General features: G+C 68.1%; 26 protein-coding genes. 17 read left to right on the top strand and 9 right to left on the bottom strand.

Annotated elements, in window-relative coordinates:
* Positions 1-52: 52 nt before the first annotated feature.
* Both FS388_RS13040 and FS388_RS06140 read left to right on the top strand, forming a co-directional pair.
* The gene (locus tag FS388_RS13040) at positions 53-1,312 is read left to right on the top strand and encodes a hypothetical protein (RefSeq protein ID WP_168198623.1); all 1,260 of its coding nucleotides are present in this window, start codon (positions 53-55) and stop codon (positions 1,310-1,312) included.
* Between the two features lie 5 nt (positions 1,313-1,317).
* The gene (locus FS388_RS06140) at positions 1,318-2,943 is read left to right on the top strand and encodes an NAD(P)/FAD-dependent oxidoreductase (protein ID WP_168198622.1); all 1,626 of its coding nucleotides are present in this window, start codon (positions 1,318-1,320) and stop codon (positions 2,941-2,943) included.
* Between the two features lie 4 nt (positions 2,944-2,947).
* Here FS388_RS06140 and FS388_RS06135 read toward each other — a convergent pair whose 3' ends face one another.
* Positions 2,948-3,670, bottom strand: coding sequence for a LysE/ArgO family amino acid transporter (locus FS388_RS06135; RefSeq protein WP_146340617.1), 723 nt, complete (start codon positions 3,668-3,670; stop codon positions 2,948-2,950).
* Positions 3,671-3,746: 76 nt separating this feature from the next.
* Here FS388_RS06135 and FS388_RS06130 point away from each other — a divergent pair, with 76 nt between their 5' ends.
* The 3 genes from FS388_RS06130 to FS388_RS06120 are packed head-to-tail and all read left to right on the top strand — an operon-like array spanning position 3,747 to position 6,929.
* Positions 3,747-4,637 (top strand): ArgP/LysG family DNA-binding transcriptional regulator, encoded by an 891-nt coding sequence (locus tag FS388_RS06130; RefSeq protein ID WP_146340616.1) that lies wholly within the window; start codon positions 3,747-3,749, stop codon positions 4,635-4,637.
* Positions 4,638-4,673: 36 nt separating this feature from the next.
* The gene (locus tag FS388_RS06125; RefSeq protein ID WP_146340615.1) at positions 4,674-5,783 is read left to right on the top strand and encodes an Atu2307/SP_0267 family LLM class monooxygenase; all 1,110 of its coding nucleotides are present in this window, start codon (positions 4,674-4,676) and stop codon (positions 5,781-5,783) included.
* A gap of 27 nt (positions 5,784-5,810) precedes the next feature.
* Complete coding sequence (locus FS388_RS06120) at positions 5,811-6,929, top strand: hypothetical protein (RefSeq protein WP_146340614.1); 1,119 nt, start codon at positions 5,811-5,813, stop codon at positions 6,927-6,929.
* Positions 6,930-6,973: 44 nt separating this feature from the next.
* Here the strand turns inward: FS388_RS06120 and FS388_RS06115 are convergent, their stop codons facing one another.
* Complete coding sequence (locus tag FS388_RS06115) at positions 6,974-7,501, bottom strand: small multi-drug export protein (RefSeq protein WP_246836323.1); 528 nt, start codon at positions 7,499-7,501, stop codon at positions 6,974-6,976.
* A gap of 135 nt (positions 7,502-7,636) precedes the next feature.
* Between FS388_RS06115 and FS388_RS06110 the strand changes: the two genes are divergently transcribed.
* Together FS388_RS06110 and FS388_RS06105 are read left to right on the top strand one after the other, a co-directional pair.
* Positions 7,637-8,317 (top strand): hypothetical protein, encoded by a 681-nt coding sequence (locus FS388_RS06110; RefSeq protein WP_146340613.1) that lies wholly within the window; start codon positions 7,637-7,639, stop codon positions 8,315-8,317.
* Between the two features lie 64 nt (positions 8,318-8,381).
* Entirely contained in the window at positions 8,382-9,239 is an 858-nt protein-coding gene (locus FS388_RS06105) for a UbiA family prenyltransferase (protein WP_146340612.1), read from the top strand.
* 7 nt (positions 9,240-9,246) lie between these two features.
* On the opposite strand, the gene FS388_RS06100 is transcribed toward FS388_RS06105, so the two are convergent.
* The 5 genes from FS388_RS06100 to FS388_RS06080 all read right to left on the bottom strand — a co-directional run bounded on the left by FS388_RS06100 (position 9,247) and on the right by FS388_RS06080 (position 13,535).
* A complete protein-coding gene (locus FS388_RS06100; protein WP_146340611.1) occupies positions 9,247-10,362 on the bottom strand; it encodes an NAD(P)/FAD-dependent oxidoreductase in 1,116 nt (371 codons plus the stop codon).
* On the bottom strand, positions 10,355-11,050 hold the full coding sequence (locus FS388_RS06095) for a methyltransferase domain-containing protein (protein WP_146340610.1): 696 nt from the start codon (positions 11,048-11,050) through the stop codon (positions 10,355-10,357). The genes FS388_RS06100 and FS388_RS06095 overlap by 8 nt, the downstream gene beginning before the upstream one ends.
* Before the next feature lie 5 nt (positions 11,051-11,055).
* On the bottom strand, positions 11,056-12,138 hold the full coding sequence (locus FS388_RS06090; protein ID WP_146340609.1) for a type III polyketide synthase: 1,083 nt from the start codon (positions 12,136-12,138) through the stop codon (positions 11,056-11,058).
* 86 nt (positions 12,139-12,224) lie between these two features.
* A complete protein-coding gene (locus tag FS388_RS06085) occupies positions 12,225-12,836 on the bottom strand; it encodes a flavodoxin family protein (protein WP_146340608.1) in 612 nt (203 codons plus the stop codon).
* A 72-nt stretch (positions 12,837-12,908) separates the two neighbouring features.
* Entirely contained in the window at positions 12,909-13,535 is a 627-nt protein-coding gene (locus tag FS388_RS06080; RefSeq protein ID WP_146340607.1) for a bifunctional 2-polyprenyl-6-hydroxyphenol methylase/3-demethylubiquinol 3-O-methyltransferase UbiG, read from the bottom strand.
* 91 nt (positions 13,536-13,626) lie between these two features.
* On the opposite strand from FS388_RS06080, the gene FS388_RS06075 reads away from it, so the two are divergent.
* The 7 genes from FS388_RS06075 (at position 13,627) to FS388_RS06050 (ending at position 19,246) form a co-directional block, all read left to right on the top strand.
* Positions 13,627-14,103, top strand: coding sequence for a DUF3253 domain-containing protein (locus FS388_RS06075; RefSeq protein ID WP_146340606.1), 477 nt, complete (start codon positions 13,627-13,629; stop codon positions 14,101-14,103).
* Positions 14,104-14,150: 47 nt separating this feature from the next.
* Positions 14,151-14,699, top strand: coding sequence for a DUF421 domain-containing protein (locus FS388_RS06070; protein ID WP_146340605.1), 549 nt, complete (start codon positions 14,151-14,153; stop codon positions 14,697-14,699).
* 90 nt (positions 14,700-14,789) lie between these two features.
* Positions 14,790-15,188: a DoxX family membrane protein gene (locus FS388_RS06065; protein ID WP_210410248.1), complete on the top strand. Its 399-nt coding sequence runs from the start codon at positions 14,790-14,792 to the stop codon at positions 15,186-15,188.
* A gap of 92 nt (positions 15,189-15,280) precedes the next feature.
* Positions 15,281-15,769 carry a cation transporter gene (locus FS388_RS13245; RefSeq protein ID WP_246836322.1) on the top strand — a complete coding sequence of 163 codons (489 nt, stop codon included), beginning with the start codon at positions 15,281-15,283 and terminating at the stop codon, positions 15,767-15,769.
* The gene (locus FS388_RS13240; protein WP_246836321.1) at positions 15,766-16,212 is read left to right on the top strand and encodes a hypothetical protein; all 447 of its coding nucleotides are present in this window, start codon (positions 15,766-15,768) and stop codon (positions 16,210-16,212) included. Before FS388_RS13245 ends, FS388_RS13240 begins: the two co-directional genes overlap by 4 nt.
* A 51-nt stretch (positions 16,213-16,263) precedes the next feature.
* Entirely contained in the window at positions 16,264-17,727 is a 1,464-nt protein-coding gene (locus FS388_RS06055; protein ID WP_146340603.1) for a YdiU family protein, read from the top strand.
* A gap of 127 nt (positions 17,728-17,854) precedes the next feature.
* Positions 17,855-19,246 carry an NAD-dependent succinate-semialdehyde dehydrogenase gene (locus FS388_RS06050; RefSeq protein WP_146340602.1) on the top strand — a complete coding sequence of 464 codons (1,392 nt, stop codon included), beginning with the start codon at positions 17,855-17,857 and terminating at the stop codon, positions 19,244-19,246.
* A 40-nt stretch (positions 19,247-19,286) separates the two neighbouring features.
* Here FS388_RS06050 and FS388_RS06045 read toward each other — a convergent pair whose 3' ends face one another.
* Positions 19,287-20,981: an AarF/ABC1/UbiB kinase family protein gene (locus FS388_RS06045; RefSeq protein WP_146340601.1), complete on the bottom strand. Its 1,695-nt coding sequence runs from the start codon at positions 20,979-20,981 to the stop codon at positions 19,287-19,289.
* A gap of 48 nt (positions 20,982-21,029) precedes the next feature.
* Positions 21,030-21,605 carry a PadR family transcriptional regulator gene (locus tag FS388_RS06040; protein ID WP_371708770.1) on the bottom strand — a complete coding sequence of 192 codons (576 nt, stop codon included), beginning with the start codon at positions 21,603-21,605 and terminating at the stop codon, positions 21,030-21,032.
* A gap of 282 nt (positions 21,606-21,887) precedes the next feature.
* Between FS388_RS06040 and FS388_RS06035 the strand changes: the two genes are divergently transcribed.
* The 3 genes from FS388_RS06035 to FS388_RS06025 are packed head-to-tail and all read left to right on the top strand — an operon-like array spanning position 21,888 to position 25,671.
* Entirely contained in the window at positions 21,888-23,000 is a 1,113-nt protein-coding gene (locus FS388_RS06035; RefSeq protein ID WP_168198621.1) for an ABC transporter ATP-binding protein, read from the top strand.
* A 48-nt stretch (positions 23,001-23,048) separates the two neighbouring features.
* Positions 23,049-24,332, top strand: a complete 1,284-nt coding sequence (locus tag FS388_RS06030) for an ABC transporter substrate-binding protein (RefSeq protein WP_146340599.1) — start codon at positions 23,049-23,051, stop codon at positions 24,330-24,332.
* Positions 24,333-24,387: 55 nt separating this feature from the next.
* Positions 24,388-25,671, top strand: a complete 1,284-nt coding sequence (locus FS388_RS06025) for an ABC transporter substrate-binding protein (protein WP_146340598.1) — start codon at positions 24,388-24,390, stop codon at positions 25,669-25,671.
* Positions 25,672-25,673 lie beyond the last annotated feature (2 nt).

The following is a 25,673-nucleotide window of genomic DNA, read 5'->3' as shown; positions in this document are numbered from 1 at the left end:
ATTACCCGGGCACCTCGACCCGGCGATAGGCCGGGGATGATAATTATTGGTGATGAGCTTGTTGGGCACGCACGGCAGAGCCAGAGAGCTTGCCGCCAGGGCAGCCGTCGAGGATGCCGAGCACCACGCCCACGCCACCGGCCCTCAGGCGGAGTCGCACGCTCGGCTCCAGGTCCTCATCGAGTCCAGAGCCATCTGGTCGCTGCTCCTGGGAGCGGTCATCGGACTGCTGGTGGGTTTCGTGGTCTTCCCGGGGGAGCGACCTGCGCTGGCGGGAAACGACGACATGTCCATTCAGTTCTACGGGGCTGTGGTGGGCGGAGTCACCGCAGGCATGGCCTTCATCGTCGGATGGTCGCTGAACACCCGCATGGCCAATATCTGGATGGGCCAGCGCCCCGCCCTGCAGCAGGTGATCGACACGCTGTCCCTCGTGGTGATGCACAGCTCGATCGCGGTGATGGCCTCGCTCGGGATCTTCCGCGTCTTTCAGGAGGCCTTCATCGGCCTGACCGTCGACCACATCGCCGGATCGGTGCTGCTGGGACTGGTGGGTGCCGTCAGCGGCTACTTCGCCTTCAACTCAGGAGCCCGGCTCACAGCGTTCTCACTGTCGACGATCCTGGCGATCTTCATGGCCAGCGGCATTCTGATCTCCACGCTCTTCGCGGAGAATCCGTACTGGTGGCACGTCATGTTCTCCGAGCTGGGAACCGGACAGGCCGGCACCACCAGCTTCTGGACGTTCAACACCACGCTCGTGGTGTCGGGGATCATCATCACCACGCTCACGGGCTTCATCAGCCGGGACCTGCGACTGTGGGCTGAGGCAGCCCGGATCAAGGTCGGCAGACGCATCGCTCAGCGTCAGCAGCGCGCCGAAGAGGGCTCGCGCGCAGCGGCGGTGACCGCCCGGGTGTCCAACAGTCTCGACGCGCACTTCTGGAACCCGCGGATCGGTGTGGTGCGTGCCTGCATGGTCGGCATGGGGGTCTCGCTGGCGGGCATCGGCCTGATCCCGATCAGTCTCCACCACGACGGCCATGTGGTCGCCAGCGCCGGGTTCGCCCTGTTCTTCCTCATTCTGCTGGTGGGCATTCCGTACTGGCTGCCGGGCTTTCCGAGGTCGTTCTATCTGTTCAGCTACGTTGCCGCGGGGGCGCTGATCTTCTCGTTCGTCCTATGGATTCCGATGGACTACTGGAATCTGACCTCCATGGAGCTGGTCGGCGCGGCCATTCTGTTCAGCTGGCTGGTGGTGTTCATCCGCAATATTGCCGCTCAGGTGGAGCGGGTCCGAGCAGTAGGCTAGGGGCTATGGCATGGCGCGCCGCAGTAGTGGGGTCCGGTCCCAATGGTCTCGTGGCTGCGAACCGCCTTGCCCAGGCCGGCGCTGAGGTCACGCTCTTCGAGGCCGATGAGGCGGTGGGGGGTGCGCTGCGTTCGGCTGAGCTGTTCGGCGAGGGACTCATCAGTGACCTCGGCGCGAGCGTGCATCCGCTCAGCATCGCCTCCCCCGCCTATGACTCGGTCCTGGAGCGCAGCCCTGACTGGGCTCATCCCGCCATACCCGCCGCTCACGGGATAGACGGCGGCCATGCGGCCCTGCTGCACGCCTCGATGGAGGAGACCGCAGCGGGTCTCGGGTCCGACGGCGGCCGGTGGAAAGCCCTGGTCGGTCCTCTGGTGCGGCAGTGGGAGGACGTCCGCAGGGGCGCTCTGGTCCCGCCCACTCGCCCGTTCGCCTACCGGTACGACGATCTGACCCGCGTCACCGACGACGTGCCGCTCTCGGAGCGCCTGGACGGGCTGCCCTTCGGCAGCGGGGCGATGCTCGGGAGGGGGTATGCGCTGGCGCAGCTGGGGCTGCGGGGCGCCCTTCCTGCGCGCACTGTGGACAGGCTGTTCGCCCGCGAGGAGACCCGTGCCCTCTTTGCGGGGCTGGCCGGCCACTCCTCGGCGGCGCTGAGCAGCATGATGACCTCGGCGTTCGGTGTGCTCTTCGGTGCGGCCGCGCACGCCAACGGTTGGCCGGTGGTGCGAGGAGGCTCCCAGCAGCTGGTCAATCAGCTGGTTGAGAGCCTGGTGCAGCGAGGGGGCCGCATCGAAACGGGGTTCTCGGTGGAGTCGATGGCGGAGGCCGACCTGCCTGCGGGACGGGTGAGGACGCGCCGGGACGCGAGGCGCCGCGGCTACACGCTCGCCGGGTCCGGAGGGGGATCGCCCCGCGCCGCCGAGGACGTCTATGACGTGGTGGTGCTGAACCTGACGCCGCAGCAGCTGCTGCGCATGGACGGCCTGGAGATGCCGGAGTGGCTGCGTCGCCGTCTCGGCAGGTGGAAGTACGGACCGGCGGCAGTCAAGGTGGACTACCTGCTCGACGGGCCCATCCCCTGGAGCGATCCCCGCATGGCTGAGGCGGGCACGGTGCACCTGGGCGGCTCTGCCTCTCAGATCGCTGCTTCGGAGGCTGCTGTTGCCCGCGGCGTGGTTCCCGGACGTCCCTACGTTCTGATGGCCCAGGCGGGAGCGGCGGACGACACGCGCACCCCGGACCATCGGCAGACGATGTGGGCCTACGCGCATGTGCCGCAGGGCCTCGACGCCTCGGCTGCCCAGCGGACGGTGCGCATGATCGAGGAGGAGATCACGAGCCAGGCCCCTGAGTTCGGCGATGTGGTCCTCGAGCGCAGGGTCTGGAGCCCCGCGGACCTCGAGGAGTGGAATCCCAACCTGGTGGGCGGCTCCATCAGCGGCGGCCTGCCGATTCTGGGGCAGATGGTCGCTCGTCCGCGCCCGATGCGGCCCTACGCGCTGGGCCCGGAGGGCGTCTACCTGTGCTCCTCATCGACGCCCCCGGGCGGCGGGGCCCACGGCATGGGCGGGTTCAATGCGGCCACTGCGGTTCTCAGGGATCTCGGGCTGGAGCACCGCGGCTCGTAGGTTCCTACAGCCCGCTGACGGCGAGCATGCCGGCCACGACGAGCATCGTGACTCCCACGAGTGTGTCGATGATGACCCAGGTGCGGGGGCGGTTGAGCACACCGGCGAGAGCCGAGCTTCCTGCGCCCAGGGCCGCGTGCCACAGCACGGAGGCTGCCACGGCGCCCGCGGCGAAGGCCCACCGTCCGTCTCCGAAGCTGTTGGCCATGGTGCCCAGCACCACCACTGTGTCCACCAGGGCGTGCGGGTTCAGCAGCGACAGGGCCAGGCCGGTCATCAGCACCGCGGAGGCTCGTGAGAGGGCGGGTGCGGCGGCGCGCTGGAGGGTGGCCGTTCCGCCTCGCGGCGTCTCCGCCGGGGCGTGGGAGTGAGCGTCCACGGCGGGCATTTCGCTGGTGAGGGCCTCCTCCACGGTCTCGCTGCGCTGGTCGGCGTCGGCGCCGGCGCGTGAGCGCCAGGCGGACCGGAAGGACTTCAGGGCGAACCAGGTGATGTAGGCGACGCCCACCCAGCGCAGGACGTCGAGCAGCCACGGGGCCGCGTCGAGCGCGACTCCCACGCCGGCGACCCCCAGGGCGATCAGGGCGATGTCGCCGATGAGGCAGGCGGTCACGGCCAGGGCCACTCGGTCTCGGCGCAGTCCCTGGCGGAGCAGCCACGCACTCTGCGGGCCGATCGCCACGATGAGGGCCATGGTGGTCAGGAATCCGGTGAGCAGAATGGTCATGGGCATCATCCTGGGCCCCGGGACCCTTTCCGCACCAGCTCACAATTCTTCAGCATCTGAAGCTATGCTTCATACGATGAACACGGATCATCTGCGAGCATTCGTCACCGCCGTGGACGAGGGGACCTTCGGGGCCGCCGCGGACCTGCTCAGAGTCTCCGGCTCGGCCCTCTCCCAGCGCATCAAGGCCCTGGAGCGCGAGGTCGGGCACGTGCTCGTCACCAGGACCGTGCCCGTGCGGCCCACCGCCTCGGGCGAGCAGATGCTGCGGATCGCCCGCCAGACGCTCCTGCTGGAGGACGAGGCGCGGGCCGCCCTGGGATTCCAGTCGGCGGAGGCCCAGCCCGTGACGACCATCAGCATCGCGGTCAACGCCGACACCCTGGCCACGTGGTTCATCCGGGTCCTGCAGGAGGCGGCCACCTGGGACGGTGTCGAGCTGCACCTCCACACGGAGGATCAGCAGCACACACATGAGCTGCTCCGCAGCGGGACCGTGGCCGCGGCGGTGGCGGATCATCCCACTCCTGTCTCCGGGTGCGTCTCCGAGCCTCTGGGCACGATGCGGTACTGGCCGGTGGCCTCGGCCGAGCTGCTGGACCGTCATCGGCGCGAGGACGGCACCGTGGACTGGCGGCGCGTTCCGCAGGTGGACTACAGCATCCGGGACAACACTCAGCGCGCCGCGCTCGCCGGACTGGGCGTCGGCTCGCCTGCGATCACGCACCTGGTGCCCAGCGTGCAGGCGTACAACGCTGCGGTGGGGCACGGCCTGGGGTGGGGCACCATTCCGGATTCGATGCTGCCCCCCGGGGTGCGCGAGGGTGCGCATCGGGACCTGCAGGTCATTCCGGAGCTGGCCCCGGAGGAGGTGCAGCTGCACTGGCACCGATGGTCGACCAATGCCTCGCACATGCACCGGCTGACCGATGCGGTGCGCCGCGCCGCAAAAGTACTTCAAATCTGAAGGAATTGTTCGGCGGCCTCGGCGGTTGAGCTGACTATGACGATCAGCAACGAACGCCGCACTGACCACTTCGAGTTCGGAATCCACACCTTCGGGGACGTGACCAAGACCCCGGACGGCTCCCGCACCCTCTCCCAGCCCGAGGTGCTGCGCAACGTCGTGGAGGAGGCACGCATGGCTGACTCGGTGGGGATCGATGTGATCGGCATCGGCGAGCACCACCGAGCCGACTACGCGATCTCAGCCCCCGACGTCGTGCTCTCGGCGGTGGGTGCGGCGACCGAGCGCATCAAGCTGATCAGCGCCGTGACGGTCCTCTCCTCCGACGACCCGGTGCGTGTGTACCAGCGGTTCGCCACGATCGACGGGATCACCGGAGGCCGGGCTGAGGTCTCCCTGGGGCGAGGAAGCTTCATCGAGTCCTACCCCCTCTTCGGCTACGATCTCAGCGACTACGAGAAGCTCTTCGAGGAGAAGGTGGACCTTTTCGTCAAGCTGCGCAGCGAGGGGAAGGTCAGCTGGCAGGGCGAGACCCGAGCCGGCCTGAAGAACCAGGAGATCTTCCCCAAGACCGACCACGAGAACGGGCTGCCCACATGGATCGCCGTCGGCGGCACCCCGAACTCGGTGGTGCGGGCTGCCCGCCACGGCGTCGGACTGGAGCTGGCGATCATCGGAGGCGCTCCGCCGCGGTTCGCGCCCATGGTGGACCTGTACTACCGGGCGCTGCAGGAGTTCGGCCACGGGCAGGACTTCCGCGTGGCGAGCCACTCGCACGGATTTGTGGCGGAGACGGATGAGAAGGCCAAGGAGATCTTCTACCCCTCCTGGGCGGATCTGATGGCGCAGCTGGGCAGTGAGCGCGGATGGGGCGGCGGCCGCCCTGGCCGCGACCAGTTCGAGCAGGAGATCCAGCACGGCGCCCTCTTCGTCGGGTCCCCGGAGACTGTGGCCGACAAGATCGTCCGCACCAAGGAGGCTCTGGGCCTCACCCGCTTCGGCCTGAAATACGGCAACGGATCCCTCGCGCACGAGCACATGATGGAGACCATCGAGCTCTACGGGTCGAAGGTGAAGCCTCTGGTGCTGGAGAAGCTCGGCGACTCGGCCCTTTCAGGACACGCGGACCGCACGGCCAGCGTCTGATAAGACTTTCGTTGTACGCTCCGGCGCGTGTCTTCCTCCGAAACTGACGAGCGCGACGTCGATCATGAGAATCAGGGACAGGATGAGGTCCACGAGGCCCAAGGGGATCGTGCGCATCGAAAGATAGCCATCTACTCCGACCCGGGGCGCACGTCCCTGATCATGCGGAAGATTCTGGACGAGCAGAACCGTGACTGGGCGCAGGAATACTCAGTCGAGCACGAACAGGTGCTGATCCCGCTGCGCAAGGACGGCACCCTGGACCTGGACACCGCTCAGCAGTGGGCGCGCGACTCTGAGGCGGACATCACCGTGGTGGTCACCGAGGTGCCGCGTACCGCGGGCCGACGGTCCAAGACCACGGAGCTTCACTTCCAGGAGAAGCTGGCCGTCATCTCACTGCCCGCCCTGGGACCCGTCGGCTGCAGAGGCGGGCTGAGATTCCAGCTCAACGGCGCCGTTCGTGCGCTGATCCACGAGTCAGCGGATGAGGCGCGCGTCAAAGGCGGGCTCATCAACCAGGTGCGGGATCAGCGCGGCGAAGACACCGTGTACATCAACCCGCGAGCACCTGTGCCGAGCCGCATATGGATGCTCATGGGCATGGTGGTCGCCAATGAGCCCCTGTGGTCGATGCTGAAGCTGTCCAAAGTGTTCGCGGCCGGCGTGGCCACGGGCGCCTTCGGCGTGTTCTTCACCACGATTTGGGAGATGTCCAACGCGCTGCCCTGGTGGCGGCTTGCGCTGGCCAGCATCATCGCCGTGACGGCGATGGTGGCGTGGCTGATCGTGTCGAACCGGCTGTGGGACCGTCCCGCCGACTTCGGCGGCCGGCGCGAGGCGATGGTGTACAACGCGTCCACCGTGCTGAGTCTGCTGGTGTCGGTGACCTCGCTGTACCTGGTGCTCTTCTTCACCATCCTTGCGATGGCCCTGATGCTCATCGATCCGGGCTTCCTGGCGGAGTCGGTCGAGGACGCCGACGGCGAGTTCATCAACTACGTCGAGATTGCCTGGATGGCAGCGTCGATGGGCACCGTGGCCGGAGCGTTCGGCTCCAACTTCGACGACAACGTGGCGATCAAGGACCTCACTGAGGGCTCCAGAGAGGCCCAGCGGTACCCCCGCGACGAAGAGCAGAGCTAGCAGCGCCGCCGATCGCCTCACCAGCGGCGGCGGCCCAACAGCGGTCAGCTGATGACGGAGAGCAGCCAGATCGTGAGCGCGACAGAGAAAAGCCCCCACAAGATGATCGATACCAGCATCCACGCCATCACGTTGTGACGGCTGGCGCCGAAGCTGACCATCAGCGGCGCGGTGAGCTGGCTGGGCAGGGCAAAGGGCCCCAGAATGGCGACGCCGGGCACGCCGTACTTGTCCAGGAGCCGCTGGATCTTCTCGCGGCGCCTGCGCTTCTTCTCGGGCACGTCCTCCGGGTTCTCTCGGCTCAGCGCCGCGGTGCGCAGGCCGTGGGTCATGTACACCAGAGCGGCCACCGCGATCGCGTTGCCGAGGACGGCTGAGACCAGCGCCGCCCACCAGGGCATCCCTGCAATGATCCCGAAGAAGGGCCCCGTGTAGGACTCCAGCCACGGGACGGCAGAGAGCGCGGCGACGCCGAGCCACTGCAGCGCCTCGGGCAGCCCGTCGACCCAGTCCTGCAGCCCTTCCATCCACGTGCCTTCCACAGCTGCTCTGCTGCTCATCCATGTCGTCATGGTCATCATTCTGCCGAGTGCTGCAGTCCCCGTCGTCATCCCTGGGGCGCATTGCGGCAGTCATCAGAAAGGCGTAAGCGATGCACGCCTGCGGGCTGAGGCCCTGAGCCCATTCTGCGGCCTACGCTGGCGAGCATGCTCAGCAGATGGCGCCGCAGCCGCAGGCTCAAGAAGGTCAGACCAGGAGACGGCCATGAGCTGAAGCCGTACCGCTGGTGGCAGCCGCTCTCCAGATCCATGTTCCACCTGCGCACCGCCGCTCCCGATGAGCCGGGCGGTGTGGTCTACACCGTCGACGTCGACTTTTTCGACTTCAGCAGCTACTCGGGGGCCTACCGGGTCAACGTCTACCGCAACGGCGCCCATCATGCCTACGCGGACCTGCCTGCGAGCTTTCCGGTGGAGGGCGGCCAGATCGAAGCCGCAGCGAGCTTCGCCGGGCTCAAGCGCATCCACTATGTGCCGCAGGGCGCATCCGCGAAGGACGGTCAGCTGCTCACGCCGGACCCCCAGTCCGGCGAGGGGCTTCGTGCTGCCCTGGGACGCCGCGCACCTGCCCTGAGCCGATGGCTGGGCCGCGCGGCCGTCGCGATCCTGATCACCGCTCTCCTCCTCGGGCTGCCCCAGACCGTGGAAGCCGTGACGGCGATCCCATGGGCGGCGGAGAACCTCGGCACGTTCGAGTCCCCGCTGCACCTGCCGGCCTGGGCGAACACCACTCTGGTGGTCGCCGCTGCTCTGGCAGTCGTGGAACGTGCCCTGACCATGCGCCATCATTGGCTGCTGGACGGTGACGCGGGCCTCTGGGACGAGTGAGCGGCCCCGAGCTGCCTGGGGCCTGAATATGCCTTTGCGCCGTGGTCCGGGCAGACTGGCACCCATGGAAAGAGCCTCCGAGTCGGTGCTGGGCGCCCTGTGGAAGTCCTCTCACCCGGGCCCGACCCTGGTGGTGACGGCCCTGGCGGGCCTCCTCGCGGTCAGCGCCGAGCTGGAGCTCTGGCGCGGAGCCGTGCTCACAGCGGCCGTCTTCGCCGGGCAGCTGTCGGTGGGCCTGTCGAATGACGCTCTGGACGCCGAGCGGGACCGTGCGGTGGGCCGCACGGACAAGCCGATCGCCCGGGGCGTGATCAGCGTGCGGACGGCCTGGGCCGCCACGTGGACGTGCTTGGCCCTCGCCCTGCTGCTCTCAGCCCCGCTCGGCGTGGGACTGCTGCTCGCCCACGCGGTGGCGCTTGCCTCCGCCTGGAGCTACAACGCCGGACTGAAGGCCACCCCGCTGTCTGTGCTGCCGTACATGGTGACGTTCGGCATCTTTCCCTCGCTGCCGGCCCTGGCCGCGGAGCCCGCCCAGTTCGCCGGGGCGTGGGTGTGGTGCACCGGTGCGGCACTCGGTGTGGCGCTGCACTTCACCAACGTCCTTCCCGATCTGGATGACGACGCCCGCACCGGCATTCGCGGGCTCCCGCACCGCCTCGGCGGACAGATCTCCGCCGTCAGCGCCTCAGCGGCGGTCGTGGTGGGTGCCGCCGCCGCCACGCTCGGCCCGGCCCAGTGGAATGCTGCCGAGGTGCCCGTCGTCTCCTGGGCTCTCTGCGTGGGGGTCATCGTGCTCGCCGTCGTGACCGTCGCTGTGGGACGAGGGGTCCGCGCAGGACGGCTGCAGTTCCGCCTCGTCATGCTCGCTGCCCTGATTCTGGCGGTGCAGCTCATTCTCTCGGGCGGCTCCCTGACGGCCTAGCGCCCGGTCAGGAGTGGGCGTCGAAGCCCATGGCGTAGGCGTGCGCGAACAGACGGCCGGAGCCGGGTCCCAGCATCGTGCGGACCAGCTGCTTGCGCGCGAGCTGCACCGGCGGTGAGGCCCGCCGTCCGAGGCGCGTATTGAGGCTTGCCAGCGCGGCAGCCCGCCTGGCTGAGCTCAGACGATCCTGCTCCCACGCCCGCAGATCCGCGTCAGGAGACGCCCCGGTATGCGTCCAGCGGGCCAGCAGCGGCGCAAGCGCTGCGGCGTCGAGCAGGCCGAGGTTCATGCCCTGCCCGCCGATGGGGCTGACCTCATGGGCGGCGTCGCCGATGACGAGCAGCCGGCCGTTCCGCATGCGAGGGGCGACGAACCGCCGGACCCCGAACGCCCGCACCTGCTCAGGATCTGCGGCTGCCCGGTGGCCGCTGAGCAGCTGGGCCATGCGCTCGGATTGGGCGGCGGGCTCAGCCGAGCTGCCGGGGGCATCCCATGCGACGAAGCGCCGCCGTCCGCCGGGGAGGGGGAAGGATTCGAGCACCCCGTGGGATTCGAGGTGGATGACCGCCGCTGCCTCGTCCGGCCCATCACCGGCTTCGGCGTCGACCATGAGGTAGCGGTCCGGATACTGGTGCGCCTGCGGCTGGGAGTAGACGAGGCTTCGTGAGCGTGCGCCGCCGGTGAGCACCACCAGAGGCGCTGTGCGCTCGCCGGCATCGGTGCGGATGCTGACGTGCTCATCGCGGGGAAGCAGCTGCTGCACGGGGGTTCCGCGTTGGGGCGGGGGAGCGGCGGCGCTGAGGACCGTCTCGGTCGTCTCCTGGGGCAGGGTCGCCACAAAGGGGAACCGGCGCTTCAGGGCGTCGAACTGCACGGTGCCGAGGAGCCGGCCGGCCGCGCGAGCCTCGCCGGTGCGGACGCGCAGGGCGTGCTGCAGAAGCTGCTCGGTGAGCCCGGAGGGCTCCATCGCGGACAGAGCCGGCGGGTGGATCCCTATGGCCCTGCTGCCGGGGCCCGGCGTGGGGCGCTGTTCGAGCAGGTGGACGTCCACCCCCAGCCGCTGAAGCTCAGCGCTGAGCAGCAGGCCGACGGGACCGGCCCCGATGACGATGACGTCAGGCACCGCCGGGCGCTTCCGCGAGGACTCGGAAGGGAGCAGCTGCGGTGACCGTCCATGGGTCTCCGAGGGCGCGGCTGAGTTCGGCCGGGGTGTAGCTGCGCCGGATGGACCGCAGCCCGTCCGTCCGCAGGAAGGTGCCGGGGCTCACCGGTGTGATGCCCGCGGCGAAGAGCGCGTAGGCCAGTCGGCTGCGGGCGATGTCATTGTGCAGGACCAGTCCGGTGGCGAGCAGACGGGAGGTGTGTGCGAACTGGTCCAGCTCGGCGGCGGGGATGTGGTGGATCACGTGGTTGGTGAGCACCATGTCGAAGGTCTCTCCGCGGTTCAGCAGCGCTTCGGCCTCCGTGCAGAGGAATCGGACGGTGGGGGGCTGGTCCGCCGTGGCCGCCCGGTGCGCTCGGGGGTCGGGGTCGGCGCCGGTCCACTCCACATCGAGGCCGTCCTTGTCCGCGAGGCGGGAGAGGCGCCTCAGCACGTCGCCGCCGCCTGACCCAAGGTCCAGCACGCGTGAGCGCCGTCCGGTGCTCTGCAGGAACGGCCGGATGTGTGAGCGGTAGATGGTGTCCCACCCGGAGACGGCCCGGTTGACCAGTCCGAAGCGCCGGAACGTGGCGTCCAGGCGCTTCGGATCGCAGTTCGGGTCGTCCATGAGCTCCTGCAGGTGCTCGTCGCGCTGCGCCAGGAAGGGCATCGTTCTCAGCTCACCGGGTGCAGGAGGGCGGATTCCACGGTGAGCCCGGGCCCGAAGGCCAGCGCGGCGATCGGCGCGGAGGGGGTGGGCTGCTCCATGATCCGCCGGAGAATGAACAGGATGGTCGCGCTGGACATGTTCCCGTAGTCGCGAAGCACCGAGCGGGAGGAGTCCAATGCTTCGGGGCTGAGCTCGAGCCCCTTCTCGACGCGGTCCAGGACGCTGCGGCCGCCGGGGTGCACCGCCCACGTGTGGGGCGGCTCCGTCTCGCCGACCAGGCGAGCGACGGCGGCGCGTATCTCGCGGCCGATGATGCGGGGAACTTCGGCGGAGAGCTTCATCTCGAAGCCGTGGTCGCCGATGGTCCAGACCATGTCCGCCTCCCCCTCGTCGGTGAGGGCTGTGGCGAAGCGGCCGAGCGCAAGCCCGCCGCTGCGTCCTCGCCCGGAGTCAGCGGTGACCACGGCTGAGGCGGCGCCGTCGGCGAAGACGGAGGAGGCGACGATCTGTTCGGGGTCGCTGCTGCTGCGAATGTGCAGTGAGCAGAGCTCCACGCTGACGACCAGCACCACGGCGTGCGGCTGGGAGTCGGTGATGTGCGCGGCTTGGCGCAGAGCCGGGATCGCCGCGGCGCATCCCATGAACCCGAGGTGGCTCCGCTCTGCGGTCGCGGGGAGGCCGAGGTCGCGGATCAGCCGGTAGTCCAGGCCGGGGGCGAAGAACCCGGTGCAGGAGACGGTGATGAGGTGTGTGACCTCGGCTGCCTCGAGCTGCGCCTGGTCCAGGGCGTCCTGGGCGGCGTCGAGGGCCAGCGGCGTGGACTCGCGGCGGTAGGTCTCGTTGCGTGTGCCGGTGCTGGGCCTCAGCAGCTCGTCGCCCTCCTGGGTGTAGACGCCGTCGGCCTGACCGTGCAGACCGGGCAGGACGGTGTGCCGGGTACTGATCGCTGCAGCGTCGAATGCTGCCCCGATCAGGCGCTTGGTCAGGGGGGCGGCATCCGGCTGACCTGCGAAGAAGGCCCGCAGCCGCTCTTGGGGCAGGGCGGCACCGGGGACAGCGGTGCCGATGGAGACGATGCGCGCAGTCATAGGGCCACTACATCACGAGTTCGACGGGTTTCCCATGAGAGCGCACCGCTCAGGGCGCTCTGATCAGCAGGTTCTCCGATGGGTGATCACTGACCGGGGTAGGGCGCCTCAGCGAGGCGGTGCGCCAGGTGCACGGCGTTGGCGGCAGAGGTGCGGTTGGTGGCGGCGACGGCCTCGGGGGTCTCCTCGAGGTCTTTGTAGTCCTTGGGGTTCATCGCCTCGTGGTTCCAGTAGGTGGCTCCTTGGGCGGGGATGCTGAACCCGATGTCGTTGAGCCCCTGGAACGCGTCGGCGATGATCGCATGCGCCCCGTCCTCGTTGCCCACGACGGCCGTGATGGCCACTTTGCCGAACATGACGGGGCGGCCCTGCTCGTCGGTTTCGCCGCCGGCGGCGTTGAGGCGCTCCAGGGCGCGCTGCGCCACGCTGGACATGTGGCCGAGCCAGGTGGGTGTGGCGAAGATGAGGATGTCGGCGCCGCTGATCTTTTCGAGGATCTGCGGCCACTCGTCGCCGCTGCCCATGTCGGCCTCCACGCCTGGGGCCACGTTGCGGTCCACCAGGCGCACTGTCTCGCAGCTGACGCTGTGCTCCTGGAGCTGCTCAGCGAGCTGGTCGATGATGACGTCGGTGCTGGACTCCCCGGGGGAGGGCTTGAGGGTGCAGTTCAGGGCGACGGCTGTAAGCGGCTTATCCATGGGTGCACGCTAGGGGGCGACTCTGAGGGCGGCCTGGGCACCGGGTGGTGGCAGCCTCGCAGCGCGGGCTGGTCAGCCGATGCGCTGGGCGAAGATGACGACATCCTCCAGGACTGCGTCCTGCCCGTCGGGGCCGACGGCGCTCCTCCGGCGATTCTCCGCGGCATGCAGATGCCAGTCGGAGACGGGCGCCAGGGCGCGCAGGTCGCCCTCCACGGTGGGCATCTGGCGGGGGCCGTGCTCGTGGTTCGCCCACGGCGGCGGCTCGGCGTGGGAGACGATCAGCATGCGGCCGCCGGGGGCGACGCGGGCCGCAGCGGCTTCGAGGATGCCCTGTCGGTCCAGCTCGACGGTGGACTGCAGGAAGGACGCGGTGATCAGGTCGAAGGGCTCGTCCGGAATGCCCTGAGGCAGTTCCGCCGCCACGAACTCGGCCTGACCCTGAGGCAGCCCGGCCTCCTCGGCATGCGCTCGGGCGCGTGCGACGGCTGTCGCGGAGATGTCGACGCCGGTGGCTCGCCAGCCCCGCTGGGCCAGCCAGAGCACGTCGCCGCCCTCGCCGCAGCCGAGGTCCAGGGCGCGTCCGGGCGTCAGATCTGCCGCCAGCGACTCCAGGGTGGGGTTCACCCGGCCTGACCAGACTCGGTCGGATTCTGCGTACCGCTTCTCCCAGTGCTCTGCAGGGCTCAGGTCGTCCATGGGGTCCGCCTTTCGGGTCTCTGCTGCGTGTCCAGCGTGTAGGGCAACGCTCTCGCCACGGGCGCTATGCCCGCGGCGTAGAGTGCCTCGCATGGGCGAGCCGGAGAGGACCGAGGACGGCAGGCACATCGTCGTCGACGGCAGACGCTGGCGCGCCTCGGACCCGAGCATCCCCGAGAAGCTGCGCTCCGAGCTCGTCAAAGAGCTGATGGCTGCCCGGCGTCTGGTGAAGACGCAGGGGGATGCGGTGAGGTTCCGTGTGCAGGACGCCAAGGTCGCGCTCGGGGAGCGCGGAGACCCCTGGTGGGAGCCCACCGAGGAGGGGCGCCGCGAACGGATCGCCGCCGCCGTGCGCGCTCTGCTCCGCCACCGTGATGGGACCACGATCTGCCCCAGCGACGCGGCCAAGGTGGTGGGCGGCGAGCAGTGGCGCGACCTCATGGAGACGGTGCGGCACGTCGCCGCCGAGATGGTCTCCGAGCAGCAGATCAGCATCACCCAGAAGGGTGAGCTGGTCGAGGCCGACGCCAAGGGTCCGATCCGCCTGGGGCCCGGCCCGCAGCTCTGAGCCCCCGCCCGTTGGACACGGCCTGCGGGTGCTGACATGGTCGCCCCATGGATATCACTCAATATTGGGACGGGTGGGACCCCATCGTCCACACCCTCATCACCGTAGTCGCCGGTTATCTGACCCTGGTGATTCTTCTTCGCATCTCAGGTGCAAGAACCATGGCGTCGATGACTCCTTTGGACATCATCATTGCCATCACGATCGGCTCCGCATTCGGACGGACGCTCACCGCTGAGGACGTGCCGCTGGCACAGATGGCCTTCGTCCTGTTCATGCTGATTCTGCTGCAGTGGGTTCTTGCGTGGGCCCGCGGGCGATCCCCGCGGATCAGGCGGATGCTGGATGCGCCCCCGGTCCTCGTCTACTACCAGGGCGAGTTCCATCGGCACCAGATGCGCCGGCACCAGCTGGTGGAGGACGACGTGCACACCGCGGTCCGGTCCTCGAGCAAGGGCTCCCTTGCGGGCGTCTCTGCGGTGGTGCTGGAGGCCAACGGCTCCCTGCTGGTCATCGGCGAGGACGCGGTGGGCGACGCATCCAGCGTGCTTCCCTTCGTCGGCAAGGACCGTGAAGACGGTCACGGCAGCAACTAGGCCCGAAGGTCCCTGCGGGCCTGTAATCTCGATCCTGAAAGATCGGACGAGGCCGCGCGCCTCCCGCCCCTACACACGCTGGAGATCGTTATGAAGCTCTCAACCCTGGCCCTGCGCACCATCCCCGGGGCGTTCATCCTCAACGCGGGCATCGGCAAGCTGAAGCTGGACAAGGACTCCGCCGCCGGCCTGCAGCAGATGGGTGCCACCGGCGTCCCCGCGGTGAAGAATCTCTCCCCGGAGACGTTCGGCAAGGCTCTGGCCTACGGGGAGATCGCCGTGGGGGCAGCGCTGCTCACCCCCCTGGTCCCCAACCGGCTGGCCGGCCTGGCTCTGGGCGGCTTCTCCGCGGGCATGCTCAGCATGTACTTCCGCAATGACGACATGACCGAGGCAGACGGTGTGCGGCCTTCGCAGCAGGGCACCCCCGTGGCGAAGGATGCATGGTTGGCGGCTATTGCCGTCGCCCTCATCGCACGCCGAAAGTGATCGCAGCTCCCCGCGGCGACGACGCAGAACGCGTCCCCGCCGCGGGGCCGCAGCCTCCCTGGGAGGCAAGCTCATAGAAAGGTGAGCGGCTCGTGCGCACCGAACAGCAGGCGCTGAAGCTCTCTTTGGCAGGGATTCTCCTCGTCGCAGCTCTGGGCGTGGGGTTCGGGCTCATCTCGGGATCGTTCGCGATTCTCTTCGACGGCGTCTTCTCCCTCGTCGACGCGGTGATGTCCGTGGTCTCCATCACTCTGGCTGGGCTGATCGCGAAGTCCGCTGCCAACGAGCTGTCCAAGCGCACCCACGAGCGCTTCACCATGGGGTTCTGGCACTTTGAGCCGATCGTGCTGGCCGTCAATGCCCTGCTCATGATGTCCGTGGCCGCCTACGCGCTGTTCCAGGCCGTGACGGCGCTGCTGAGCGGCGGGCGCGATGTGGAGTTCGGCGCTGCCGTGATCTATGCCGGTGTCGTGGTCGTTCTGACGTTCGCCATCGGCTTCGTCGAGCACCGCGCGAACAGGACGCTGAACTCAGCGCTGGTGGCCATCGATGTGAAGGGCTGGATCATGGCGGCGGTGTGACCAGCGCTCTCCTCGTCGCGTTCCTCATCGGTGCGCTGATCGACGGAACCGACGCGGAATGGCTGATGCCCTACGTCGATCCCGCGGTGCTGGCGCTCGTGGCGCTGGTGCTGCTGCCTGTGCCGTTCTCCACCCTGCGCCGCGCGGTTGCCGAGATCTCACTGGTGACCCCTCCTGAGCTGAAGGTGCAGGCGGAGGAGGCTGCTGGTGCCGTCGCCGCGGCCCACGGGTTCCTCGACCACAGGGTCTACGCTGCGCAGCAGGGGCGGGCCCGCACCATCGACGTCATCTACTACGTTCCCGCGGAGAAGGGGCTGAGGCCCCTGGAGGAGTGGGACAGCATCCGCGACGAGACGCGCGCCCAGCTGGACGGCGAGGATCCGCACAGCTGGATCACCATCTCATTCACCACCAAGGCGCCCCCGCCGCAGCCTCGCAGCTGAGCGCACAATTGCAGCCAGCGCACCCCCAGGGGCGCCGCGTACTGTGGATGGATGAGTGCTTCAGCACAGTCCACCATGCAGCTGCGCAGCGACTTCGCCCACTCGCTCCCCGAGCTGGGCATCCCGTGGCAGGCGCAGGACATCCCCCACCCGCGGCTTCTCGTGCTCAACGAGTCGCTGACAGCGGACCTGGGGCTCGATGCCTCGGAGCTGCGAAGCGAGCACGGTCTGCGCCTGCTCACCGGAGGCGATGTGCCTGAGGGTGCGACGCCGGTGGCCCAGGCCTATGCCGGTCACCAGTTCGGCGGCTACTCGCCCAGGCTGGGCGACGGCAGGGCCCTGCTCCTCGGCGAGCTCGCGGGTGCCGACGGGGCGCTGCACGATGTGCACCTGAAGGGTTCGGGGCGCACACCGTTCGCCCGCGGCGGCGACGGCCAAGCCGGAGTGGCACAGATGCTGCGCGAGTACGTGATCAGCGAGGCGATGCACGCACTGGGCATCCCCACCACACGATCCCTGGCGGTCGTGGGAACCGGCCTGCCCGTCTACAGGGAGGCGGAGCTGCCGGGTGCGGTGCTGGTGAGGGTGGCCAGCAGCCACCTGCGCGTGGGCACCTTCCAGTACGCCCAAGCGATGGGGGATACGGATCTTCTCGGAAGGCTCGCCGACCATGCCATCAGCCGGCACTATCCGGAAGTCGCCGAGCATGAGAATCCCTATCTGGGGCTGCTGCAGGGTGTGATCAGTGCCCAAGCATCGCTGGTGGCGCAGTGGATGCTGGTGGGCTTCGTCCACGGGGTGATGAACACCGACAACACGACCATCTCGGGCGAGACCATCGACTATGGGCCGTGCGCGTTCATGGACGCGTTCAGCACCAGCGCTGTCTACAGCTCCATCGACAGGGGCGGACGCTACGCCTACGGAAACCAGCCCCTCGCTGCGGAATGGAATCTCACCCGTTTCGCTGAAACCCTGCTTCCGCTTCTGCACGAGGATGAGAAGGAGGCGGCGGCCATGGCCACAGACGCCCTGGGCGGCTTCCGCAGCCAGTACAGCGCAGCCTGGTCAGCCGGAGCGCGGGCCAAAATGGGGTTGGGCGCAGAGGTTGACGTCGACACTGCCGCCCCACTGATGAATGAGCTGCTGACGCTGCTCGAAGAGCACGAGGTGGACCACACCTCGTTCTTCCGGCGCCTCAGCCGTGCCGTCTCCGGTGATTCTGAGCTGAAGCCGAATCTGGTCAGCGACCCGGCGGCCTTCGAGAACTGGATTCGGCGCTGGCGGCAGCTCGGACCCGACGCCGATCTCATGAACAGGGTCAACCCGGCCTACATCCCCAGAAACCATCTGGTGGAGGAGGCCCTCTCCGCAGCCGTCGCGGGAAGCATGGAGCCCATGCACCAGCTGCTGGACGCCGTGACCAGGCCGTATGAGGAACGCCCCGGCCTGGAGCGCTGCGCGGAGCCGGCCCCGGAGGACTTCGGCGCCTACCGGACCTTCTGCGGCACCTGAGCCCAGCGGTCCGCGGTCGCTGTGCGGGCAGGACTCCGGTCGCGCGCCTCGGGAATACGCTTCGGCGCTTTTCTGCTCCTGCCGAAACCTCTGTACGAGGAGGGCCCCCAGGCGTTGAATGGAGCTCATGAGCACTTTCGCAGTCACCAACCCGAACACAGGCCAGACCGAGCAGACCTTTGACTCCGTCCCGCCGGAGCAGATCCCCTCCATCATCGAGGACGCCGACCGCGCCTACCAGCAGTGGCGCGACACCCCGGTCGCCAAGCGCGCCGAGGTGCTCCGCGCCGCTGCGGACATCTTTGACTCTCGTGTGGACGAGCTGGCGGCCATCATCGGCCGGGAGATGGGCAAGCCTCACGCCCAGGGTGTGAAGGAGGCCAACAAGGTGGCCTTCACGATGCGCTGGTACGCAGACAACGGTCCCGGCTTCTTGGAGCCGACCGAGCTGCCGGAGGCCCTGGGCGCCGAGCGGACCTACGTGAAGCATGACCCTCTGGGTGTGCTGCTGGGCATCATGCCGTGGAACTTCCCCTACAACCAGATCGCCCGGTTCGCGGTGCCCAACCTGATGGTCGGCAACGCGGTCCTGATGAAGCAGGCCGCGATCTGCCCGGTCTCATCCCAGACGTTCCAGGAGATCCTCGAGGAGGCGGGACTGCCGCGCGGGGTCTACACGAACATGTACCTCAACAGCAGCGATGCGGAGAAGGTCCTGGAGGACCCCCGGGTTCAGGGCGTCTCGCTGACCGGCTCCGAAGCGGCCGGCGCCTCTGTGGCCGGCATCGCAGCGAAGCACCTGAAGAAGTCGGTCCTGGAGCTGGGCGGCAATGACCCTGCCGTCGTCCTGGACACCGACGACGTCACCGCTGTGGCGCAGAAGCTGGTTACGCTGCGGCTGGCGAATGCGGGTCAGGTCTGCACCTCGCCCAAGCGAATCATCGTGACCGAAGACCTGTACGACGACTTCGTCGCGGCCGCCAAGGAGGCCGTGGAGAATTCCGTCGTCGGCCCTGCCGATGACTCCAGCACCGACGTGGGCCCCCTCTCCTCCGAGGGAGCGCGGGACGAGGTCGTCGAGCGTGTCCAGCAGGCCGCGAAGGACGGGGCTACCCTGCACACCGGCGGTGAGAAGCTGGATCGCGACGGCTGGTTCATGTCCCCGGCGCTGCTGACCGACATCGACCTGGACAGCGACTTGGGCTGCAATGAGCTCTTCGGCCCCGCCGTCATGGTGTTCAAGGCCGAGGATGAGGCGGATGCCCTGCGGATCGCCAACAGCACCCAGTACGGACTGATGGCCTCGGTGTGGACCCAGGACATGGACCGCGGCCAGAAGTTCGCGGAGCAGATCGAGGCGGGCATGACGTTCGTCAACACCCACATGGACTCCAGCCCGGAATTCCCGTTCGGCGGCATCAAGAACTCCGGCTACGGCCGAGAGAACGCCCAGTGGGCGCTGCGTGAGTTCACCAACGAGCGGCTGGTGCGGCTGGCCGCTCACCCCACCGGCGAGTGAGCTTCACACGGTGAGCCCGGCATGAGGGCCGGTGCCGGGCTCACCGTCGGGGGATGGCGGCGTGCAGGAAGGGTATGGCTGACACGGCGATGAGCGTGTAGCCGAGGGTGCTGCTCTCGGTGTGCAGCAGGGCCCCGGAGATCACCAGCCCGGTGAACAGCACGGCCGAGACGGCTCGTCGGCTGAGGCGCTCCACTCGGGCCAGGCGGCGGTCCAGGTCTGGGGTGCGAACGGCGATGCGGCCGTCATCGAGCCGTTCGGCGAGCGCGTTGAGCCTGCCGGGCAGGCGCAGGGCTGCGCCGGCGGCTTCGGCGGCCTGACGCGCGGTGTCCTGCAGGGCGGGGCCGCGCTGCTCGCGGATGAGCTGCTGGGCGTAGGGCTCGATGGAGTCCCAGAGGTTGAAGCGGGTGTCGAGAGTGCTGCACACCCCGGAGATCAGGGACACGGTTCTCAACGTCAGCAGGAAGTTCTCGGGCAGCTGGAAGGGCAGCGAGCGCACCAGCTCCCCGAACTCTCGAGCGAAGTCGCGGTATTCGCGCGGGTCGACTTCTTTCAGCTCGGCGAACCCCATGCCCCCGAAGCGCGCGAACAGCTCCGTCATGGCGCGCTCGAGCTCCGCGGTGTCCGCGGAGGGCAGGAGCACTCCTACGTCTTGGATGCCGTCGACGAGGCTCTTTCCGTCCCGCGATGCGGCGGCGATGAAGACTCGCCGCAGCCCGTTGCGGAGGGTGTCGGGTATCTCGCCCATCATGCCGAAGTCGATGAACGTCAGATGCCAGGCAGGCGGCGTCTCGCCCTCGGCGCTGAGGCCTGCCGGCGGGGGGCCGGGCGTGACGAAGATGTTGCCGGGGTGCGGGTCGGCGTGGAAGAACCCGTAGACGAACAGCTGGTCAAACATGACGTCGGCGAACTGGGCGGCGACCTCGGAGGGGTCGATGCCTGCCTGTCGCAGCCCGTCGACGTCGTTGATCTTGATGGCGGTGACGTCTTCGAGGGTCAGCGCGCGTCGGGTGGAGCGTTCCCACAGCACCTGCGGCACTGAGACGCGGGGGTCCTCGGCGAAGTTCGCGGCGAACCGTTCGGCGTTGGCAGCTTCCTGGAGGTAGTCGATCTCTTCGAGGCTGGTGGCGGCGAACTCTTCGACGAGGGCGGGTGCGTCGACCCTGCTGCTGACCAGTCGGATGTGGGAGAGCCACCGGCCGACTCGTCGCAGGGCGGCGAGGTCCACGTCGACGATGTCGCCGATGCCGGGTCGCTGGATCTTCACGACGGCGTGTGCGAAGCCGCCGAGTTCGGCGTCCTCATCCGTGGGCTGAGCGCGGTGGGCCTGGCCGAGGGACGCCGAGGCCACGGGGGCCGGATCGACCCACGAGTAGGCCTGGTCGAGCGGCGTTCCGAGTTCGGCCTCGGCGACGGCTCTGATGTCGGCGAATGCGACGGGGCTGACTTCGTCCTGCAGCCCTTCGAGCTCTTTGGTGATCTCGGGCGGGAGCACATCCAGGCGTGAGGAGAGGAACTGCCCGACTTTGATCATGAGCCCGCCGAGGTCCACGGCGAGGCGGTGGAACCGTTGGGCGAGGCGCTGCATGCGCCGGGATCGGTTGATCGCGGAGATGCGGGCCAGGCCGATGCGCGGCAGGAACAGCTCGAACCACCACAGCTGGGCGAGGTGGAACGCGGCGAAGCGCAGGATGCGGCGGTATCGGGTGCGCAGCGGCTTAGCCGCGGCGGTCACTCGGCGCCCTGCAGGTGGCGGTGCGCGTGAGCGGCTGGGGCCACAGGCTCAGTCCTGCGCGAGGATGGCGTAGAGCCTGCGTCGCACTTGGTCGATCTCCTGCTCCGCCTGACGGATCTGCTCGGGGGTGCCGGAGCGTCCCACCTGGGCGAGTGCCTGGGCCAGGTCCATCCCAGTCTTGGACAGGGCGCGCACGGCTGGGCCGCGGTGCTCGGTGCCCTCCCACTGGGTCTGCCACTCGTCGGAGGCGGCTGCGACTTCGCGCCCCTCCTCGGTGAGCGAGTAGGTCTTGCGTCCGCCGTCGGTCTCGGAGTGGATGAGCCCTTCGTCGGCGAGCAGCTGGAGTGTGGGGTACACCGAGCCGGGGCTGGGCTTCCAGGCTCCGCCGCTGCGCTGCTCGATCTCATGGATGATCTGGTAGCCGTGCATGGATCGCTCGGCGAGCAGTGAGAGCACCGCCAGGCGCACGTCGCCGCGGTTGGCTCGCGGTGCCGACTTCTGCTTGAAGGTGCTGCGAAGGTGGTCAAGTGCTTCCCAGATGTCACCTGCGGGGCCGCCTGGGCCTGGGCGGCGGTCTCCGAACATGTGCCGGGAGTGCGAGCTGCCTGCTGATGAATCGTGCATCACGAACCTCCTGTGCGCCTCGCCCACGGTGAGCTCGGCCTGAGTCAACGATATATCGGCAGTCCCGAGATTGCGAGGGTGGCTGACGCTGTCTGCCCCGCTCGGAGCGTTCTGCGACAGCACGGAGAAGCGCCTTGACCCCGATCTGCATCGTTTGCCCAGCCCTCACCTCTCATACACCGTCCCGACACCTCCCCTTCATCTCGTTTGACCACTCTGTCGGAGGTCGTCGTGGGCCTCAGCGTCCAGCGGCTGAGGACACACCAGGTGAGGAGAAGATGCGTGAGCAGAGTGCAGCTGCAAGATATCCGCAAGAGCTTTCCATCGCGAGCGGGTGAGGTTGAGGTTCTCAGGGGCATCGACGTCACAGTCGAAGACGGGGAGTTTCTTGCGATTCTGGGCCCCTCGGGCTGCGGCAAATCCACCCTGCTGCGCCTGATCTCAGGCCTCGAGCTCGCGTCCGGCGGCTCCATGAGCATCGACGGGACGGACATCACCGGCACGGCGCCCGAGAAGCGCGAACTTGCCATGGTCTTCCAGAACTACGCCCTCTTCCCGCACCTCAACGTGCGGGAGAACATACTGTTCGGCCTGAAGTCCCGGGGCGCGGAGAAGAGCCTGCGGAGCGAACGTCTGGCCGAAGCAGCCGAACTGCTGGGTCTGGAGGAGCTGCTGGATCGCAAGCCCTCAGAGCTCTCCGGAGGGCAGCGTCAGCGCGTCGCGCTCGGAAGGGCGCTGGTCAGCGGTCAGCGCCTGGTGCTGATGGACGAGCCCCTGTCCAACCTCGACGCCAAGCTCCGCGCCGAAATGCGAGTAGAGCTTAAGCGCATCCAGCGACGTCTCGGGCTGACGATCATCTACGTCACCCATGACCAGGTCGAAGCCATGACGATGGCTGACCGGGTGCTGATGATGTCCGAAGGCCGCGTTGAGCAGCTCGCCCCGCCGGAGGAGATCTACTCCGCGCCGGCGACGGTCACCGTGGGTCGCTTCATCGGCTCACCGCCGATGAACATCGTCGACGTGCCTGCCGATTCGGATCTGGCTCACCTGCTGCCCGAAGAGCTCCGCGCCTCAGGCGCCGCCTTGGGCGTTCGGCCGGAGTCGGTCGAGCTCCACGCAGCCGGCGAAGCCGTGCCCGGTGACCGGGTGCGCCTCGCCGGTGCCGAGGTCCTGGTCAATGAGCTGCTCGGCGCGGACCGAATCATCAGCACTGCTCTGGAGAGCAGCACGTCGGCTTCCACCGCCGGCCGCCGCATCACGGCCCGCCTCGAACCAGGACGAAGGATCGACGTCGAGGAGCACGTCAGCCTCAGCGCGAAGGCCGCGGATCTTCACTGGTACAGCCCCAGCGACGGGACACGCATGACTCCCACGGCCCTTCAGGCCGCCTGAATCGCACCCGCATCACTCGCACCACCATCTGAGGAGACCCCGAACCGTATGCTGCACCGCCGTTCCCTGACCGTGACCTCGACCATCGCCGCATCTGCCCTGGTGCTGACCGCTTGCGGCGAGAGTGCCGAGGCCGAGGACCAGCCGACCGCCATCGACTTCTACTACCCGATTGCCGTGGGCGGCCCGCTCGAATCGGTGATCGACGGCTACATCGACCAGTTCAACGAGGAGCACGACGAGTATGAGGTGACCCCGGTCTACTCGGGCGACTACGAACAGACTCGCGCATCGGTCCAATCTGCCGCCCAGGCCGGAAACAGCCCGGGCCTGACCGTGCTGGGAGCCAATGAGCTCCTCAGCGTCGAAGAGGCCGGCATCATCACCCCCATCGGCGACATTGTGGACGACCAGGAATGGTTCGACAGCTTCTACGAGCCGTTCATGGGTGACTCCACGCTGCCCGACGGCACGGTCGCCTCCATCCCGTTCCAACGCTCCACCGTGGTCATGTACTGGAACAAGGAGCTGTTCGAGGCAGCAGACTTGGACCCTGAGACACCCCCGGAGACCTGGGACGAAATGGTCGAGTTCGGTGAGGAGACGCAGCAGGCGGACGCCGACTGGGGAGTGCAGATCCCCTCCACATCGTGGGGCGTCTGGATGCTCGAGGCGATGACCATCCAGAACGGCTCCATGCTCTGGGACCCGGACACCGGGACTGACGTGGCCTTCGACGACCCAGCCACGGTCGAGGCCCTGCAGAACTGGGCCGACCTGCAGGAGGAGGGTCTCGAACCGTCCGGAACTGTGGACTGGGGAACGCTCCCCACCGAGTTCTCCAACGGGGGCACCGCGATGATCTGGACCACCACGGGCCAGCTCACCAACATCAGCGAGAACGCCGAGTTCGACTTCGGCGTCGCACCGCTGCCGGCCCAGGAGCAGGCCGGCTCACCGACCGGCGGCGGCAACCTCTACGTGATGGAAGGGATCACCGACGAGCAGCAGGAGGCAGCTGTGGAATTGGCGCGGTTCCTCTCCAGCCCGGAGATCCAGTCGGATTGGGGCGTCGAGTCCGGGTACGTGGCCCCACTGGACGAAGCGTGGGAGGCAGAGCCTCTGGCCAGCTATGCCGAGGACTTCCCTGCGGCCGCCGCTGCTCGTGAGCAGCTGGAGGTTGCCGAGCCCGAGTTCGGGGTCTACCGCCGTCAGGAAGTCTTCGACGTGATGGCCAACTCCATCGAAACGGTCATGGGCGGCGGCGACGTCGAGAGCGAGCTCGAACAGGCCCAGGAGCAGGCCGACGACATCCTCTCCGAGTACCGGTGAGACGACCCCCAGCAGTCCCGTCCCACTGCCGTTCCGCATCTGTGAGAGGAAAATCATGAAGCACCCACGCCTTGTCCCTACCGCCGGCCTGGCCGCCGTCGCCCTCACGTTCACCGCGTGCGGAGGAGACGACGGAGGCGATGACGACGTCGTCTCGATCGACTTCTACTACCCGATCGCCGTGGGCGGTCCGCTGGAATCGGTCATGGACGGGTACATCGAGCAGTTCAACGAAGAGCACGATGAGTACGAGGTCACTCCTGTCTATTCGGGAGACTACGAACAGACGCTGGCCTCGGTGCAGTCAGCAGCTCAGGCCGGCAATGCGCCGGCAGCGACTGTGCTGCTGAGCACCGACCTCCGCACCCTCGAAGACCAGGACATCATCACCCCCATCGGTGAGATCGTCGAGGACGACGAGTGGTTCGACAGCTTCGACGAAGCGTTCATGGCCAACTCCACCCTCGAAGACGGCACGGTCGGCGCCGTCCCCTTCCAGCGGTCCACGCTGGTGCTCTACTGGAACAAGGAGCTCTTCGAGGGAGCAGGCCTGGACCCGGAGGCCCCGCCGGAGAACTGGGATGAGATGAAGGACTACGGCCATCAGGTGATGGACGACGGGGACGCCGACTGGGGGGTCATGATCCCTTCGTCCGGAACGGCAATCTGGCAGTTCGAGGCTGCAGCCATCCAGATGGGGCTGCAGTTGGACAGTGAGGACGGCACGGAGACCTACCTCGACGATCCTCTCGCCGTGGAAGCCCTGGAGAACTGGGTCTCCCTGCAGGAGGAGGGCCTTGAGCCGGAGGGCATCGTGGACTGGGGCACCGTGCCGGAGGAGTTCACCTCGGGGACGGTGGGCATGGTGTGGACGACCACTGGTCAGCTGACGAATATCAGAAACAGCGCCGACTTCGACTTCGGAGTGGCCCCGCTTCCGGCCCTGGAGCAGCCCGGGTCTCCCACCGGCGGAGGCAACCTCTACGTCACCTCGGGGCTGCCCGATGAAGAGGAGGAGGCAGCCGTCGAGCTCATCCGCTACCTCTCAAGCCCGGAGATTCAGGCTGACTGGACTGTCGAGTCGGGCTACATCGCACCGCTGCAGGAGGCGTGGGAGACGGAGCCGCTGGCCAGCTACGCCGAGGAGTTCCCTGAGGCGCAGGTTGCGCGTGAGCAGCTGCCGGATGCTGAACGGGAGTTCTCCACGTACCACCGCCAGGAGGTCGGCCAGTTCGCCTCCAGTGCAGTTCAGTCCGCGCTCACTGGCGACGGCGAGCCTCAGGAGCTCCTGGAGGAGGCCCAGCAGCAGGCTGACAGCGTCCTTGAGGAGTACCGCTGAGA

It is taken from the genome of Nesterenkonia sp. NBAIMH1 (assembly GCF_007922635.1).
GTDB lineage: Bacteria > Actinomycetota > Actinomycetes > Actinomycetales > Micrococcaceae > Nesterenkonia > Nesterenkonia pannonica.
Note: the sequence above shows the minus strand (reverse complement) of the source record. Positions and strands in the feature narration are given on the sequence as shown.

What these genes read in the sequence shown, in the direction of transcription:
- FS388_RS13040 (WP_168198623.1), top strand. Translation starts at nt 53, where the DNA reads ATGAGCTTGTTGGGCACGCACGGCAGAGCCAGAGAGCTTGCCGCCAGG.
- FS388_RS06140 (WP_168198622.1), top strand. Translation starts at nt 1,318, where the DNA reads ATGGCATGGCGCGCCGCAGTAGTGGGGTCCGGTCCCAATGGTCTCGTG.
- FS388_RS06135 (WP_146340617.1), bottom strand. Translation starts at nt 3,670, where the DNA reads ATGACCATTCTGCTCACCGGATTCCTGACCACCATGGCCCTCATCGTG.
- FS388_RS06130 (WP_146340616.1), top strand. Translation starts at nt 3,747, where the DNA reads ATGAACACGGATCATCTGCGAGCATTCGTCACCGCCGTGGACGAGGGG.
- FS388_RS06125 (WP_146340615.1), top strand. Translation starts at nt 4,674, where the DNA reads ATGACGATCAGCAACGAACGCCGCACTGACCACTTCGAGTTCGGAATC.
- FS388_RS06115 (WP_246836323.1), bottom strand. Translation starts at nt 7,501, where the DNA reads ATGACGACATGGATGAGCAGCAGAGCAGCTGTGGAAGGCACGTGGATG.
- FS388_RS06110 (WP_146340613.1), top strand. Translation starts at nt 7,637, where the DNA reads ATGCTCAGCAGATGGCGCCGCAGCCGCAGGCTCAAGAAGGTCAGACCA.
- FS388_RS06105 (WP_146340612.1), top strand. Translation starts at nt 8,382, where the DNA reads ATGGAAAGAGCCTCCGAGTCGGTGCTGGGCGCCCTGTGGAAGTCCTCT.
- FS388_RS06095 (WP_146340610.1), bottom strand. Translation starts at nt 11,050, where the DNA reads ATGCCCTTCCTGGCGCAGCGCGACGAGCACCTGCAGGAGCTCATGGAC.
- FS388_RS06090 (WP_146340609.1), bottom strand. Translation starts at nt 12,138, where the DNA reads ATGACTGCGCGCATCGTCTCCATCGGCACCGCTGTCCCCGGTGCCGCC.
- FS388_RS06085 (WP_146340608.1), bottom strand. Translation starts at nt 12,836, where the DNA reads ATGGATAAGCCGCTTACAGCCGTCGCCCTGAACTGCACCCTCAAGCCC.
- FS388_RS06080 (WP_146340607.1), bottom strand. Translation starts at nt 13,535, where the DNA reads ATGGACGACCTGAGCCCTGCAGAGCACTGGGAGAAGCGGTACGCAGAA.
- FS388_RS06075 (WP_146340606.1), top strand. Translation starts at nt 13,627, where the DNA reads ATGGGCGAGCCGGAGAGGACCGAGGACGGCAGGCACATCGTCGTCGAC.
- FS388_RS06070 (WP_146340605.1), top strand. Translation starts at nt 14,151, where the DNA reads ATGGATATCACTCAATATTGGGACGGGTGGGACCCCATCGTCCACACC.
- FS388_RS06065 (WP_210410248.1), top strand. Translation starts at nt 14,790, where the DNA reads ATGAAGCTCTCAACCCTGGCCCTGCGCACCATCCCCGGGGCGTTCATC.
- FS388_RS06055 (WP_146340603.1), top strand. Translation starts at nt 16,264, where the DNA reads ATGAGTGCTTCAGCACAGTCCACCATGCAGCTGCGCAGCGACTTCGCC.
- FS388_RS06050 (WP_146340602.1), top strand. Translation starts at nt 17,855, where the DNA reads ATGAGCACTTTCGCAGTCACCAACCCGAACACAGGCCAGACCGAGCAG.
- FS388_RS06040 (WP_371708770.1), bottom strand. Translation starts at nt 21,605, where the DNA reads ATGCACGATTCATCAGCAGGCAGCTCGCACTCCCGGCACATGTTCGGA.
- FS388_RS06030 (WP_146340599.1), top strand. Translation starts at nt 23,049, where the DNA reads ATGCTGCACCGCCGTTCCCTGACCGTGACCTCGACCATCGCCGCATCT.
- FS388_RS06025 (WP_146340598.1), top strand. Translation starts at nt 24,388, where the DNA reads ATGAAGCACCCACGCCTTGTCCCTACCGCCGGCCTGGCCGCCGTCGCC.